Source organism: Paenibacillus sinensis (assembly GCF_019904155.1).
GTDB lineage: Bacteria > Bacillota > Bacilli > Paenibacillales > Paenibacillaceae > Paenibacillus_AQ > Paenibacillus_AQ sinensis.
On sequence record NZ_JAHCMB010000148.1, the window covers coordinates 51,350 to 64,931 of the forward strand.

The following is a 13,582-nucleotide window of genomic DNA, read 5'->3' on the forward strand; positions in this document are numbered from 1 at the left end:
ACGATTAGAATTCCAGTACTTTCTTGACGCCGGCAATAATGCGCGACGGGTTCGGCAGCCAGGTATCTTCGATCTGGGCATACGGATATACAGTGTCAGGACCGGTTATGCGGAGAACAGGAGCTTCCAGATGCAGCAGCGCTTTTTCATTGACCTGAGCAATTACTTCTGCGGCTACGCCGGCGCTCTTCTGGGCTTCCTGAACGACGATTACGCGGTTCGTCTTCTTGACAGATTCGACAATTGTATCGATATCGATCGGGCTGACGGTGCGCAGGTCAATAATCTCGGCCTTGATTCCGCTCTTCTCGAGCTCATCTGCAGCCTTGGTGGCGGTATGTACCATCAGGCCGTAGGCGATAATTGTAACATCGGAGCCTTCGCGCACAACGTTGGCTTTGCCGATCTCAACCGTATAATCTTCTTCCGGAACTTCCGCACGGAACGCATGATAGAGGTTCAGGTGTTCCATGAAGAATACCGGGTCATTGTCGCGGATCGCGGCAATCAGCAAGCCTTTTGCATCGTAAGGGTTGGACGGAATAACAACCTTGATGCCAGGGCTCTGTGCGATCAGGCCTTCCAGGGAGTCAGTGTGCAGCTCCGCCGCTTTAACCCCGCCGCCGAAAGGCGTACGGAATACGACCGGCGCATTGTACTTGCCGCCTGTGCGGTAGCGCAGACGAGCGGCTTGAACGACGATTTGGTCCAGCGCTTCAAAGATGAAGCCGACGAACTGAATTTCGGCGATCGGCCGGAAGCCCTGTACGCCCAGTCCGACAGCAAGGCCGCCGATTGCGGACTCAGCCAGCGGTGTATCAAATACGCGGTCTTCGCCGAATTCTTTCTGAAGTCCTTCCGTTGCGCGAAACACGCCGCCGACATGGCCTACGTCTTCGCCGAAGATCAGGACATTCGGGTCGCGCTTTAATTCGACGCGCATTGCGTCGCGAATCGCTTCTTTCATATTCATTTGTGCCATAGCCTTCAGTTCCTCCTTATTCAAAATCCTTATTCAAAATCGGCTTTTTGTTCTTCAAGATACTTCGGCGTCTTCTCGAACATGCTGTCGATCAGGCCGGGAACGGTCATTTTTTCGGTTTTTTCCGCGATCTTGATCTCTTCGTTCACCTTGGCCTTCGCTTCGTCCTTCACGCGCTGGGTATCTTCGTCGCTCCAGAGACCCTTGGATTCCAGATACTTCACGACGCGCGCGATCGGGTCCTTCTCGTTCCATTCTCCCTCTTCTTCCTTCGTACGGTACTTGGAAGCGTCGTCGGACAGGGAGTGTGGACGGAAACGGTACGTTACAGCCTCGATCAGCGTCGGGCCTTCTCCATTGCGTGCGCGCTCTGCGGCTTCACGAACTGCCTGGATGACTGCGAAGATGTCCATCCCGTCAACCTTCACGCCGGTAATGCCTGCTGCAACCGCTTTGTGGGCGATCGATTTGGCAGCCGTCTGCTTCGCGAAAGGTGTTGTGATGGCGTAGCCGTTATTCTGAACAAAGAAGATAACCGGCAGTTTGAAGCGTCCTGCATAGTTCAAACCTTCGTAGAAATCGCCTTCGGAGGAACCGCCGTCACCGGTGTAGGTAATGGCGACATTCTTCTGATTCTTCAATTTAAAGCCCATTGCGATGCCCGTGGCATGCAGGATCTGGGCTCCGATAATAATTTGCGGAGGCAATACGCTGACATCCTCAGGAATTTCACCGCCGTGCTGATGGCCGCGGGAATAGAGGAATGCCTGGTGAAGCGGAAGTCCGTGCCATACGAGCTGCGGAATATCGCGGTAGCCCGGGCAGACGAAATCTTCCTTCTCAAGAGCGAACTCGCTGCCGACCATCGTCGCTTCCTGTCCGGATGTCGGAGCATAGAAGCCAAGGCGGCCCTGGCGACCCAAGTTAACGGCGCGGTCATCCCAGGTGCGGGTGAAAATCATGCGGTAGGCAATTTCTTTCAATTGATCGTCGGTAAGAGCAGGCATCTTATCTTTGTTGATCACTTCTCCAGCCGGGGAAAGGACCGAAAGAGCCTCTACATCCTCCGTATAAACTTCGTAAGGAACTTTACTCATTATCTTCACCTCAGCAAAAAAATTTGAATAACAATTTGAATATTGGCTGCCTCTGTTATAGAATTATTATACACCTGTTTCTTGTATTTCGTCAAAGGAATACGCATAAAATTTAACACTGCGTATACTTTGTATGTATAACAGGATAATATTTTTCATATAACAGATTTGATCATTTTCAAGAAGTAAATGATTTTTGCCACAAAATCCATTTTAACGCAACACGTAACTCAATGCAAAATCCGACAGGAAAGGTGTCGATCTGCCATGGATGAATCTGTTTTTCTGAAACGAACAATTGTCAAGCATACCCTCTGGAGCGAGCAGCTGCAGGAGAACCGCAAGCTTCGCGTCTACCTTCCGCCCGGTTATAATGAGCTCCTCAGCTATCCGGCCGTGTACTGTCAGGATGGCGAAGAGTTCTTCAATTTCGGACGGATCGCAACGATTGCCGGCAGACTCATTCTCGAGGAAGGCGCCGAGCCTTTCATTATAGTAGGAGTCGAAGTCAACGTAGCCGTCCGGACACAGGAATACGCGCCTTTCGGCAGCCGGTTCGATGCCTACCTGAATTGCTTCGCCGAAGAGATTATCCCCTATATCGAAGAGAATTATCCGGTGCGTCAGACTCCTTCGGAACGAATAGTGGCCGGCGACTCGCTCGGAGGAAGCGTCTCTTTGCACATGGCGCTGCGCTATCCCGATCTGTTCCACCGGGTTCTCAGCCTGTCGGGAGCCTTCTACCCGCTGAGTCTGGAATGGATCGAGGATGAAACCGATCTGTCCTGGCTCGATATCAACATGGTCGTCGGTCTTCAGGAGAGAGACTATCAGACCGATACTGGCGTATATGATTTTGTCCAACTGAACCGCGACGCGAAGAAGCTGCTGGAGGAACGCGGCGCCAAGGTGGTTTACCGGGAGAAGGACGGACGCCACCTGTGGGGCTTCTGGCAGAAAGAGCTTCCGGAATCGCTCCTCTATTTTTTAAACAGTTGAACAGGGCTTGATAGCCTAAAATCGTGAACAAACTCTTACAAATTGCAGGAAACAGGCACCATGATTACGCTTTCAAAAGAGGACGCGGAAGAGAACCGCGTTCTCTTCTTTGATTTCATTGCCGATCCCCAAGCTTAAGCTTCATTATCAGATCTCCGACTTTAGCTTGTCCATCAGAACCGAACAGCCTGCGTCGACCAGACGGTAGACCTCATCGAAGTTGCCTGTAAAATAGGGGTCGGGCACTTCCTTCAACTCTTCGTCCGGCAGAAGATCCATAAAGAACATGATCCGGGCCTTCTCGCTACCCGGCAGCTTGCGGACATTGACGCCGTTGGATTGATCCATGCAGATCAAATAATCGAAGGCGCCGAAGTCCTCCGGGACGACTCTGCGAGCAGCCATGCCTTCATAACTGATTCCGAACGAATCCAGTACGGTTCTCGTTCCTTTATGCGGCGGCTTTCCGATATGCCAGTCTCCCGTACCGGCCGAATCGACCGAGATTTGATGCTCCAGGCCGGCTTCCTTCACTTTATGACGGAGAACCGCCTCGGCCATCGGTGAACGGCAGATGTTGCCCAGACAGACAAACAGCACTTTCAGCATTCATGTTCCTCCAGGTATATATATGTAGAGTTATCGCAGCACCCAGCGGAACTTCGTCCGTGCTGTCTGCGTGTACCCTCTTCCATTTTAGCCTTGACGCCATCAATTGTACAACTCCCTGATCTGCTTTATACTGGATCAAGTAGCGGAAGGAGGATTGCAATGCCGGTACACAGAGCCGTCATTTTTGCCGGGGGAGTTCTGTCAGACCAGTTCCTGAACGAACTTGCACCGGATGATTATATTATCGGCGCCGACCGCGGAGCGCTGTTTCTGGTGAAGAACGGGATCATTCCGGACCTAGCCGTCGGGGATTTCGATTCCATTACAGCGGAGGACTTCAAGCTGATTCAGGACAAATGCGAAAGAGTGATCTCCTGCGACGCTGTGGACAAGGATTTGACAGATAGCGAGCTTGCGCTGGATCTCGCCCTGGAGGAGCAGCCTGAAGAAATTCTGCTGCTGGGCGTCACCGGTACCCGTATCGATCAGACGCTGGCCTGCATACAGATGATGACGCGCCCCCTTCAACGCCAGATCCGCTGCGCAGCCATGGATCTTCACAATTACATCACGCTGACGGGAACGCAGGCGCTGGTGCAGGATCGGGGTTATGAATATGTATCGCTGCTTCCGATTACACCCGAGGTGACCGGAATTACGCTGCAGGGCTTTCAATACCCCCTTCAGGGAGCGACACTGAAGCTCGGTATGTCACTGGCCGTCAGCAACCGCCTGATTGCTCCGACCGGCACGGTAACCATTGAGAGCGGCCTGCTGCTTATCATACAGAGCAGGGATTAGACTGACAGAATCCATACAGCTTTGTAACCAATTCGCCAGATTTGAATCAAGACGAGAAACCCTTATACACCAAGGGTTTTTCGTCTTTTTTTATGTGAAGGGCGATGTAAAGATTAATTTTTTGTAACTTTTAATCGAAATTTAATAAATCGCTTACAGTCCTTGCGCCCCATAGGTTTCAGCCCTCCGATCCAAAATTTAGGGAACCTCCGGCCTGTTATACTACAATCAAGCCAAGCAGATAGACTTGGACAAACATCTTTGGAGGTACTACAACATGAAAAAAACAACATTGATCCAAAAAGCGATTGTCGTAGGCGTCTGCACAGCTATTGGTTTCGGAGGAGTAATGGCCGGCGGCTTGGCGACACCGACTGCACAGGCCGCTTCTGCTTCAACCAGCGCTTCCGGTATTATTTCATTGGGCAAAAAATTCATGGGCACACCTTATAAATTCGGAGCCTCGACCTCTACAACCCGTTACTTCGACTGCTCTTCCTTTACTAAATATATTTTCAATAAATACGGTGTGGATCTTCCCCGCACTTCGGTAGCTCAATCCAAGGTTGGACAGGCCGTATCGAAATCGAATCTGCGTGCAGGCGATCTGGTCTTCTTCTCCAGCGGCGCCCGCGCCAACGGCAGTAATGTCACCCATGTGGCAGTATACATCGGCGGAGGTAAAATTCTTCACACGTACGGTTCTCCGGGGGTAACGATCTCCGACCTGAACGCCGGCAACTGGAAGAGAACTTATCTGAAAGCCCGCCGAGTTCTGTAAACCGGGCAGATTACGGGAATTACGAATACGGCGCCTCATCCGGCGCCCTAACTACATAGCCCTCCCCCCGGACTGTGTGAATCAGCTTCTGACGGTGGCCTTTATCCACTTTTACCCGAAGATGACGGATGTACACATCGACGACATTCGTCCCGGCATGAAAATGATAACCCCATACCCGGCGGAGAATCATCTCACGGGAGCAGACTTCCCCGCAGTTCTCTGCGAGAAAATACAGAAGGGCGAACTCCTTGGAAGTCAGCTGCAGATTTTGACCTTCGCGCATCGCGCATCGGCGGGGACGGTCCAGCACCAGTCCTCCGATCTTCAGTACGGACTGCCGGCTCCTTATGCCTGCCAATTCGAGCAGGTTCATAACCCGTGCAGCCAGTTCCCCTTCGTGCAGCGGATATGCCATGTAGTCATTCGCTCCCGATTTTAGGGACGCTTCCGCTGCATCGCCGCCGCTGGCGCCGGAAATGGCCAATACCGGAAGGCGCTTGCCGTCGCTCCTTGCCTGGTCCACGACCTGCCACCCTTCCCATCCGGGTACATCTACAAGCTGGGCGACAAGCAGAGAAGCCTCTCCGCGCTTCAGAAGCTCTCCGAGCTGGTCTGTGCGGCTGCACATCTGAACAGACAACCCGATATCGTCCAGCACCCGGGCTATAAGTGAAGACTGCGGGGATGCCTCCTTCCTTGCATTCCCCGCGTCTTCATACTCCCCGATGGAGATGCTGTCATCTGAGATTCGGTCATCTGCCGCAGCTTCCCCGGTATACCAGATGATATTTTCATTCACCATGCATCCCCCATATCCGTTCGCTTCCGGCTCACAGGAAGCGTCATAGGCATATGGGTTAGGATACCCCCACAGCAAAACGGCCATTCCTGCACAGGATGGCCGTTTTGCTATGCGCAGCATCAGCAGCTTTATTAGAAGACTCGTATCCCGATTAACCGAAGTAGCGGTGGTACACGCTTCTCGCAGCCGAGATATCATTCGTACCGTGAATCAATGCTCTCCCATCTCCAAAGATCACCACCCGGTAGTCCCCATCGTTAAAGGAGACGAGGTACGGATTGCTCTCCACCTTGCCAATGCCTAGCCGTTCGAGGCGGCCGGCCGTCTCCGGGAGCGACAGCTTGCCGCGTACAGCCGGACGAATCTGTACCGTATTGCGTCCGCACAGCACATCGCTCCGCTCCGTATTCGCAGCCAGCAAATAGGGATATACCGGGTCCTGGCCGCATGAAGGGCAGTTCGCCTTGCGGGCGGCCGACACCCCGATCTCCTGATATTCGTTGCTCCAGACGTCGAAAGTGAGCAGCTTGCCGCGAAGCTTGTCCTTCTTCCCGCCAAGGAGCTTGACGGCCTCCATAGTGGCATGGGAGACCACCATCTGAACCGCTTGAGGGAGAATTCCAGCCGTGTCGCAGGTGTCTCCGCCAAGCGGAACGGTGCCGAGCAGACAGTTCAGACACGGGGTCTCTCCCGGCAAGAACGTATATGAGACACCGTAGCTGGCAACACAAGCCCCGTAAATCCAGGGTATGCCTTTCTTCTGGGCGATATCGTTCAGAATAAGCCTTGTATCGAAATTATCTGTTGCATCCATAATCAGATCCACGCCTTCGGCCAGCTCTTCAAGCTCCTCAGCCCGCACATCCAGAATATGGCTCTCCACTGTTACCTCAGAGTTGATGGCCGACAGACGGGCTTTGGCAGCCGCCGCCTTGGGCGTCCGGTTGATCGCATCCTCTTCCGTGTACAGCGTCTGCCGCTGCAGATTGCTCCATTCGACATAGTCCCGGTCGACGATGATCACCCGTCCCGTTCCGCTGCGCACCAGCGTCTCAGCCATGCCGGTCCCAAGCGCGCCCGCTCCGACGATGAGCACTGCCGAATCCGCGAGACGGCGCTGGCCTTCCTTGCCGAAGGGCGCAAACCTGACCTGGCGGGAATACCGTCCGTCTCTGCCGTCGGCCACAGCAGCGGACTTCTCTCTATCGGTTTCTCTATCCATCCCGATTCTCCTCCAAACTCAAGGATAAACGCCTTACGGCGTCCTTTAGGCGCCAAACGTTTACCAAGCAATAGAAGACCTTTTATAAGCAACAACTTATAAAGTCTTATATTTTGAAAAAAGTCCGGGGTTCCGCTCATGACTTGAGCCGCCTCCCGGACTTATTATTCAGGCTGGCATCCAACCTTCATCCCATGCTTCAAATGACTACCGCGCCTTCCGGGCAGTTGGCGGTGCTATAATACATTTTAGACATTATATACGCTCCGCCCTTATCGCGCTATACGGATTGTGTGGACCATTGCTCAACGTTCCACGTCTTCGTCACCCAGTCTTCATAGAAGTCGGGTTCGTGGGAGACGAGCAGCACTGTGCCCTTATATTCTTTAAGCGCGCGCTTGAGCTCTTCCTTCGCCACGACGTCCAGATGGTTCGTCGGTTCGTCGAAGAGAATCCAGTTGCTCTCGCGCATCATCAGCTTGCAGAGCCGGACCTTCGCCTGCTCTCCCCCGCTCAGCATGTTCAGCGGACGGGTAATATGCTCGTTCTTCAGGCCGCAGCGGGCCAAATGCGCGCGCACCTCATGCTGATTCAGGCTTGAGAACTCATTCCATACGTCGTCGATCGGCGTAATGTTGCCAGCCTTGACCTCCTGCTGGAAGTAGGCGGGATTCAGGAAATCGCCAAGATAAGTCTTGCCGCTGACCGGCGGAATAACGCCGAGAATGGTCTTCAGCAGCGTTGATTTGCCCACCCCGTTGCAGCCGACAATGGCGATCTTCTCTCCCCGCTCGATCGTCATGTTCATCTTGGGAAGCAGCGGACGGTCGTAGCCGATCTCGAAATCAATGCCCTCGAACACCGTCTTGCCGCTCGCCCGGCTCTCCTTGAACTGGAACACCGGTTTGACCGCTTCTTCCGGCTTGTCGATCCGTTCCAGTCGGTCAAGCTGCTTCTCACGGCTCTTCGCCCGGCCGGATGTAGAATAACGGGCTTTGTTGCGCGCGATGAAATCCTCCTGCTTCTTGATGAACTCCTGCTGCTTCTCATAAGCCTCAATATGCTGGGTCTTGTTGATATACGCCATATCCAGGAACTTCTCATAGTTCGCTGTATACCGGGTCAGCTTGGCAAATTCCAGATGATAGACGACATTCACGACCTTGTTCATGAATTCCGAATCATGGGAAATGAGAACGAAAGCGTACGGATAATTCTTCAGGTAGTTCGTCAGCCATTCGATATGCTCCACGTCCAGATAGTTCGTCGGTTCGTCGAGCAGCAACACATTCGGCTTCTCCAGAAGCAGCTTCGCCAGCAGCACCTTCGTCCGCTGGCCCCCGCTGAGTGCGGACACGTCCCGGTCCAGGCCGATGACCGACAGACCAAGGCCGTTGGCCATTTCCTCAACCTTTACATCGATCAGATAAAAATCACCGATTTCGAGCTGCTCCTGAATTTCGCCCATCTCCTCCAGCAGCACTTCCAGCTCCTCCGGAGTGGCGTCTGCCATCTTGTCGGTGATCGACATCATTTCCTTCTCCAGCTCCAGCAGCGGCAGGAACGCATCTTTCAGTACGTCGCGCACCGTCTTGCCGGGGGTAAGGATCGTATGCTGGTCCAAATAGCCATAGCGCACTTTCGGCGTCCATTCCACCTTGCCGCTATCCTTCAGCAGCTTGCCCGTTAAAATATTCATCAGCGTCGATTTGCCGACACCGTTCGCTCCCACCAGTCCGACATGCTCTCCGGCCAGCAGCCGGAAGGATACATTCTTGAACAGCTGACGCTCCCCGAAATTATGGGCTACGTCTTCAACAGTAAGTAAACTCATCGTTTCTCTTTAAGCTCCTATCTATATTTAAAATCAGGAATAATCCGTTATGGATACAACGATTAATTTTAGCATATTTCAGATCTTTTACGAAACTAAAAAGTTCGCTTTCCATCACTTTTCATCACATTTCATTCTACTTCATGGCTGTTCCGATACCTACCGACGCTGTTTTTGAAAAAAGCGCTTTTTCTGGAACGTCGATTGATGCTCCGCCTCTTCCGCAAAGCCACATACTAAAGGCTCCATGATGCTGCGTAGAACAGCCTCCAGCGCACCGCCGCCCGCGAAGGGATCGGGCTGGCAGGGCAGCCCGTACACGTCCCGGGACTGCAGCAGCCCGCGCAGCCTGCGCTCGTCCTTGCCGCCGGCCAGTGACAGGCCGACGACAAAGCCCCCGGCATCCGGGCGCCATTCAACCCGCTCCAGCGCCTGGAGCGTCTCCTTCAGGCGCCACAGCGATGCCGAAGCGATGAGCAGGCTGACGTCGCCCAGCCTGCGGTCCTCCTCGGCCCGGCCGTACCGGCCTGTGCCGAGGTCGAGCACGGCGAAGCGGAACCCTGCGGTCAGTTCCGCGGGATCGCTGTCCGGCTGGAGCTTCAAGCAGCGGATGCCGGACAGCTCAAAGCCTGCGCCCGCGTCCGGCCCGCTGCGGACGCCGGGCGGAGCCGCCGCTTCGCGCAGGCGGCTCCAGGCGCCGGAAGCCGGGTCGCATTCGACCCAGGCGACCGGTCCGGCGCCCGACCTGGCCAGCGCATGCGCGGCGGCCAGGGAGACATGCGTCGCGCCGAGGCCCGGCGCGGCTCCCAGCACCGCGAGCCGCCGGCAAGCCTGCGGCGGCTCGGGCTGCGCTGTCAGGCCAGGCAGCGCCGGCCTGACGCTTGCGGTGCTGCCGCGGAGGCCGCTCCGCTCCCGCGGCAGCATGCCCTGTAGCGCCGCGGATGCCTCGGCGGCGCTGCCGTACCGGTCCTCCGGCCTTGGGCGAAGCAGCTTCCGCAGGAAGGGGACCAGACCGGCCGTAGTCCGGCCTTCAAGCCGCCGCTCCATGCCCGGCGACCATTCGGTGGCTGTACCGCCTGTGGCCAGGTACAGCAGCAGCGCCCCGAGACCGTAGAGATCGGAACGGGCATCGGTCTGCCCGCCGCCGTACTGCTCGGGTGCGGCAAAACCTACCGTCCCCAGCTTGACGGTATCGCTCAAGGCATCGCTGCGGTGACGGCGGGCGATGCCGAAATCGATCAGCATCAACCCGCTCTCCGGCGTCAGCATAATGTTGGAGGGCTTGAGATCGCGGTACACGATCGGTGGATGGAGACCGTGGAGATATTGCAGCACCTCCAGCAGCTCGCCCGCAAAGACAGGCAGCACGTCGGGAGGCATCTTCCCGTTCACCGATTTCAAATACCGGTCGAGGGTCACCCCTTCGATATAGTCCATGACCAGATAGGCATAGCCGTCCTCGTCCGGCGGGAAGAAGTCGGCAATCCTTGGCAGCCGTCTGTGGGACAGTCCGGTCAACAGCTCCGCCTCGGAACGCAGCGCCTCTCCATCCGGCAGCCCCGCCGTTTCCTTCACCGCCCAGCACTTGCCGGGCAGCTTGAGATCCTTCGCCTTGTGAACATGACTTTCGCCCCCGGAACCAATCATGCCGGTAATGATATACCGCCCGCCGAGCGTGGCGCCGGGCGCAAGCTTTGTCGGATAACGCATATGCAATCTCCTTCTGAGTGCGGGATTATTATGCGCACCCATTGATTATTATCATTAATATTTAATCCTATGATCTTAACTGTTCTTGCTCTGGAACCCAGTCAGACACAACAAAAAATCCCGCCAAACCGGCGCCTGTACTATAGCGCACGATTCGGCGGGATGCTTTCCCGTCATCGGTATTAATCTTTTTATCCAATTAATATTTAATCATATAAAGAGTTACTTCATCACGGTTATGAAACAGCTGCTTCACCCGCTGAATCTGCATCCGTTCGTCCTCGAACATCGCGGTAATCTCTTTGATCAGCGCCATCGGCTTCTTCGTGAGCAGCTTGATTGTCACCACTGCCGTTCCACCGGGAACGAGGCTATACAGCAGGCCGGATACCAGCTTGGCCATCAGCTTCGGATTCCAGCTCATATCGCAGACGAGGAGGTCAAATTCATTTTCCCTAAACTTGACCTCTCCGGCATTCTTGCGGAGCACCTTAAGCGCCGGATGATTCGCAAGGGAGTCATGCATCCGCGCCGGATCGACGGCGGTAACCGACAGGCCCCTCTCGAGCAGGAACGAAGTCCAGCCCCCGGGTGCAGCTCCGATATCGAGCCCCTTGCGGAAAGCCGCAAAATCGATCCCGAATTCCTTCTCCGCTTCCATCAGCTTGAATTTCGCCCGGGAGATTTGTCCGTCCTCCCGCCGGAACCGGATTGCTCCGCCGTTCCAGTCGGATAAATTGTCCTCTGGCCGGGAAATCCCGGCGTACAGGGCGCTGCCGGCCGCGTAGACCGATACGATCCAGGCCGGCTGCTGCACGGTAAACTCCGCGGCGACGCCCTCAAGCCCGGCCTGTAGCAGCTCCCGCAGCTCGCCGGGACTCTCGGTCCAGAACGAGTCATCGGTCTTGCGCGCTTGCAGGGCGATTGCTTCACCACTCAGCTCGGTCCGGCGGCTCAAATAGACCGCCAGCCGGTCCAGCGCTTCTCTGCTGCCCTCGTCCTGGAATTGAACCGGCTGAATATGCCGGAGGAAGACCGGAGGATTGTCGCCGAGTCTCCGGGTTACTTCCTCCGGTTCGGCATGCAGCGTAGCCAGGAACACTTCGCCGGGCACCAGCAGGGTGCTTTTGACAGAACCGAATAGTCGGCGCAGCTCTTCCTGCGCGTAAGGTGCGAACCCATGGTTCGCCGTACAGATAAAGCGCGAGGAAACGCCGCTTCCCTCTTGGAGCTTGGTCTGTTCTTCGTTTGGGATATGTTCGTTCAAATGGACAACCCTCTCCGTTTTATTTTGATCCAGGGACGTTCATCCTCCCATTCGATATCCACAGGCAGCTCATAGGCGGCGAGCATCAGCTCGCTGTTCAGAACCTCCCGCTTCGGTCCGGCTCCCGCCAGCTTGCCGGCGCGGATCAGCGCCACATGGGTAAAGAGTGGCACGATTTCCTCTACATGATGGGTCACATAGACTACCGTAACGTTGCGCCGGTTCAGCTTGTCTACCTCCGTGAGCATCTTCTCGCGTTCATACAAATCGAGGCCTGCGCAAGGCTCGTCCAGGATGAGCAGTTTGGGGTCCGCCATCAGGCACCGGGCCAGCATCGCCTTCTTGCGTTCGCCCTGGGACAATGTGCCAAAAGGATGCTCCGCAAGTCCGCCCATATTCATATCCTCGAGAAGACCGATCGCCTTGGCTTTGATTTCGCCGGGAATACTCTGATAGAAGCGGAGATACGCATAAGCGCCCGTAGCCACGACTTCCCAGACGGGATCACGAAGCGTCAGCTTCTCCATAAGGGATGGCCCGATATACCCGATCTCTTTGCGGACTTCGCGCAGATCGACCTGGCCGTATGTATGACCCAATACTTGTACGGTTCCGCTGCTGGGGAAGAGATAACCGGTCATCATTTCGAGCAGCGTCGTCTTGCCCGAGCCGTTCCGCCCGAGAATGACCCAGTTCTCGCCTTCCTTAATCTCAAGAGACACGTCGTCCAGTATGAGGTTGTCTTCTCTGCGCAGCGTTAAATGCTGCAATGAAATCATGATGAATTCACACTCCTTATATAAGCCAGAACCGTCTCCACCGAATGAAAGCGATAATAAACACCAGGCAGGATACTGCGGTCCCGGTTAAAAATGAGCAGCGCCGGTATACTCGAAATCCGGTAACGGTACACCAGCTCAGGAAGCATGTTGATATTACCCGATACGACCTGAATCTCTTCGGGAATCAGGCGGCACGCTACCTCCAGCATCCTTTTGGCGACCTTGCAGGTTCCGCAAAAAGGAGATTCCAGGAACACGGCTAGCGGCCTGTCCCCTTTTGAGATCAGCGCCAATAGTTCGTTCTCGTCCAGTTCATTAATGACATCGTTCATCGCGAACTCCCTCGGGCTGGTTGATTATCTTCCAGCCTCGAAAGCCGCTCATGGGGAATGGGACCGTTCACAAGAATCGTCCCGGCAGGGCAAGCTGGATACAGCGTCTCGAACATTTCTTTTCTGCCGATTACGCTTGAGGAATGAAGGTAGACTTCTTCGGGAAACAGCTGTTCAAGCACGATCATTCGCGCGGCATGACCGCCGGTATCTTCTCCCGGCCCCATTTCGTAATCCAGAGACAGAATTCCGACCTCGCATTCCCGGAGCATCAGCAGGCATTCCTCCACCGTTCGCGCAAGGGCAAAGCCCTCGGGGGCTTTGCGCCGGTCATCCATGAAGATATGAAGCATGACCC

At 55.1% G+C, this 13,582-nt stretch carries 14 protein-coding genes; 3 read left to right on the forward strand and 11 right to left on the reverse strand.

Going from position 1 to position 13,582, the window contains the following annotated elements; genetic code table 11:
* Positions 1–4: 4 nt before the first annotated feature.
* Together KIH86_RS16455 and pdhA are read right to left on the reverse strand one after the other, a co-directional pair.
* Positions 5–982 carry an alpha-ketoacid dehydrogenase subunit beta gene (locus KIH86_RS16455; protein WP_223087516.1) on the reverse strand — a complete coding sequence of 326 codons (978 nt, stop codon included), beginning with the start codon at positions 980–982 and terminating at the stop codon, positions 5–7.
* Positions 983–1,011: 29 nt separating this feature from the next.
* Complete coding sequence (gene pdhA / locus KIH86_RS16460) at positions 1,012–2,079, reverse strand: pyruvate dehydrogenase (acetyl-transferring) E1 component subunit alpha (RefSeq protein ID WP_223087513.1); 1,068 nt, start codon at positions 2,077–2,079, stop codon at positions 1,012–1,014.
* A 267-nt stretch (positions 2,080–2,346) separates the two neighbouring features.
* On the opposite strand from pdhA, the gene KIH86_RS16465 reads away from it, so the two are divergent.
* Complete coding sequence (locus tag KIH86_RS16465) at positions 2,347–3,078, forward strand: alpha/beta hydrolase (protein WP_223087511.1); 732 nt, start codon at positions 2,347–2,349, stop codon at positions 3,076–3,078.
* Between the two features lie 147 nt (positions 3,079–3,225).
* Here the strand turns inward: KIH86_RS16465 and KIH86_RS16470 are convergent, their stop codons facing one another.
* The gene (locus tag KIH86_RS16470) at positions 3,226–3,687 is read right to left on the reverse strand and encodes a low molecular weight protein-tyrosine-phosphatase (protein WP_223087508.1); all 462 of its coding nucleotides are present in this window, start codon (positions 3,685–3,687) and stop codon (positions 3,226–3,228) included.
* Between the two features lie 162 nt (positions 3,688–3,849).
* On the opposite strand from KIH86_RS16470, the gene KIH86_RS16475 reads away from it, so the two are divergent.
* Both KIH86_RS16475 and KIH86_RS16480 read left to right on the forward strand, forming a co-directional pair.
* Positions 3,850–4,491: a thiamine diphosphokinase gene (locus KIH86_RS16475; protein ID WP_223087506.1), complete on the forward strand. Its 642-nt coding sequence runs from the start codon at positions 3,850–3,852 to the stop codon at positions 4,489–4,491.
* Between the two features lie 277 nt (positions 4,492–4,768).
* Positions 4,769–5,272, forward strand: a complete 504-nt coding sequence (locus tag KIH86_RS16480; protein WP_223087504.1) for a C40 family peptidase — start codon at positions 4,769–4,771, stop codon at positions 5,270–5,272.
* Positions 5,273–5,291: 19 nt separating this feature from the next.
* Here KIH86_RS16480 and KIH86_RS16485 read toward each other — a convergent pair whose 3' ends face one another.
* From KIH86_RS16485 to KIH86_RS16520, 8 genes are all read right to left on the reverse strand, one after another.
* The gene (locus tag KIH86_RS16485) at positions 5,292–6,161 is read right to left on the reverse strand and encodes a response regulator transcription factor (RefSeq protein ID WP_223110566.1); all 870 of its coding nucleotides are present in this window, start codon (positions 6,159–6,161) and stop codon (positions 5,292–5,294) included.
* Positions 6,162–6,228: 67 nt separating this feature from the next.
* A complete protein-coding gene (locus tag KIH86_RS16490; protein ID WP_223087499.1) occupies positions 6,229–7,299 on the reverse strand; it encodes a ThiF family adenylyltransferase in 1,071 nt (356 codons plus the stop codon).
* Positions 7,300–7,579: 280 nt separating this feature from the next.
* Entirely contained in the window at positions 7,580–9,133 is a 1,554-nt protein-coding gene (locus KIH86_RS16495) for an ABC-F family ATP-binding cassette domain-containing protein (protein ID WP_223087497.1), read from the reverse strand.
* 159 nt (positions 9,134–9,292) lie between these two features.
* A complete protein-coding gene (locus KIH86_RS16500) occupies positions 9,293–10,843 on the reverse strand; it encodes a serine/threonine protein kinase (RefSeq protein ID WP_223087494.1) in 1,551 nt (516 codons plus the stop codon).
* Positions 10,844–11,042: 199 nt separating this feature from the next.
* A complete protein-coding gene (locus KIH86_RS16505) occupies positions 11,043–12,110 on the reverse strand; it encodes an SAM-dependent methyltransferase (protein WP_223087492.1) in 1,068 nt (355 codons plus the stop codon).
* Positions 12,107–12,889: an ABC transporter ATP-binding protein gene (locus KIH86_RS16510; protein ID WP_223087490.1), complete on the reverse strand. Its 783-nt coding sequence runs from the start codon at positions 12,887–12,889 to the stop codon at positions 12,107–12,109. The genes KIH86_RS16505 and KIH86_RS16510 overlap by 4 nt, the downstream gene beginning before the upstream one ends.
* The gene (locus KIH86_RS16515) at positions 12,886–13,224 is read right to left on the reverse strand and encodes a thioredoxin family protein (RefSeq protein WP_223087486.1); all 339 of its coding nucleotides are present in this window, start codon (positions 13,222–13,224) and stop codon (positions 12,886–12,888) included. The genes KIH86_RS16510 and KIH86_RS16515 overlap by 4 nt, the downstream gene beginning before the upstream one ends.
* The gene (locus KIH86_RS16520; protein ID WP_223087484.1) at positions 13,221–13,577 is read right to left on the reverse strand and encodes a cyclic-phosphate processing receiver domain-containing protein; all 357 of its coding nucleotides are present in this window, start codon (positions 13,575–13,577) and stop codon (positions 13,221–13,223) included. The genes KIH86_RS16515 and KIH86_RS16520 overlap by 4 nt, the downstream gene beginning before the upstream one ends.
* Positions 13,578–13,582 lie beyond the last annotated feature (5 nt).

What these genes read in the sequence shown, in the direction of transcription:
- KIH86_RS16455 (WP_223087516.1), bottom strand. Translation starts at nt 982, where the DNA reads ATGGCACAAATGAATATGAAAGAAGCGATTCGCGACGCAATGCGCGTC.
- pdhA (WP_223087513.1), bottom strand. Translation starts at nt 2,079, where the DNA reads ATGAGTAAAGTTCCTTACGAAGTTTATACGGAGGATGTAGAGGCTCTT.
- KIH86_RS16465 (WP_223087511.1), top strand. Translation starts at nt 2,347, where the DNA reads ATGGATGAATCTGTTTTTCTGAAACGAACAATTGTCAAGCATACCCTC.
- KIH86_RS16470 (WP_223087508.1), bottom strand. Translation starts at nt 3,687, where the DNA reads ATGCTGAAAGTGCTGTTTGTCTGTCTGGGCAACATCTGCCGTTCACCG.
- KIH86_RS16475 (WP_223087506.1), top strand. Translation starts at nt 3,850, where the DNA reads ATGCCGGTACACAGAGCCGTCATTTTTGCCGGGGGAGTTCTGTCAGAC.
- KIH86_RS16480 (WP_223087504.1), top strand. Translation starts at nt 4,769, where the DNA reads ATGAAAAAAACAACATTGATCCAAAAAGCGATTGTCGTAGGCGTCTGC.
- KIH86_RS16485 (WP_223110566.1), bottom strand. Translation starts at nt 6,161, where the DNA reads ATGGCCGTTTTGCTGTGGGGGTATCCTAACCCATATGCCTATGACGCT.
- KIH86_RS16490 (WP_223087499.1), bottom strand. Translation starts at nt 7,299, where the DNA reads ATGGATAGAGAAACCGATAGAGAGAAGTCCGCTGCTGTGGCCGACGGC.
- KIH86_RS16495 (WP_223087497.1), bottom strand. Translation starts at nt 9,133, where the DNA reads ATGAGTTTACTTACTGTTGAAGACGTAGCCCATAATTTCGGGGAGCGT.
- KIH86_RS16500 (WP_223087494.1), bottom strand. Translation starts at nt 10,843, where the DNA reads ATGCGTTATCCGACAAAGCTTGCGCCCGGCGCCACGCTCGGCGGGCGG.
- KIH86_RS16510 (WP_223087490.1), bottom strand. Translation starts at nt 12,889, where the DNA reads ATGATTTCATTGCAGCATTTAACGCTGCGCAGAGAAGACAACCTCATA.
- KIH86_RS16515 (WP_223087486.1), bottom strand. Translation starts at nt 13,224, where the DNA reads ATGAACGATGTCATTAATGAACTGGACGAGAACGAACTATTGGCGCTG.
- KIH86_RS16520 (WP_223087484.1), bottom strand. Translation starts at nt 13,577, where the DNA reads ATGCTTCATATCTTCATGGATGACCGGCGCAAAGCCCCCGAGGGCTTT.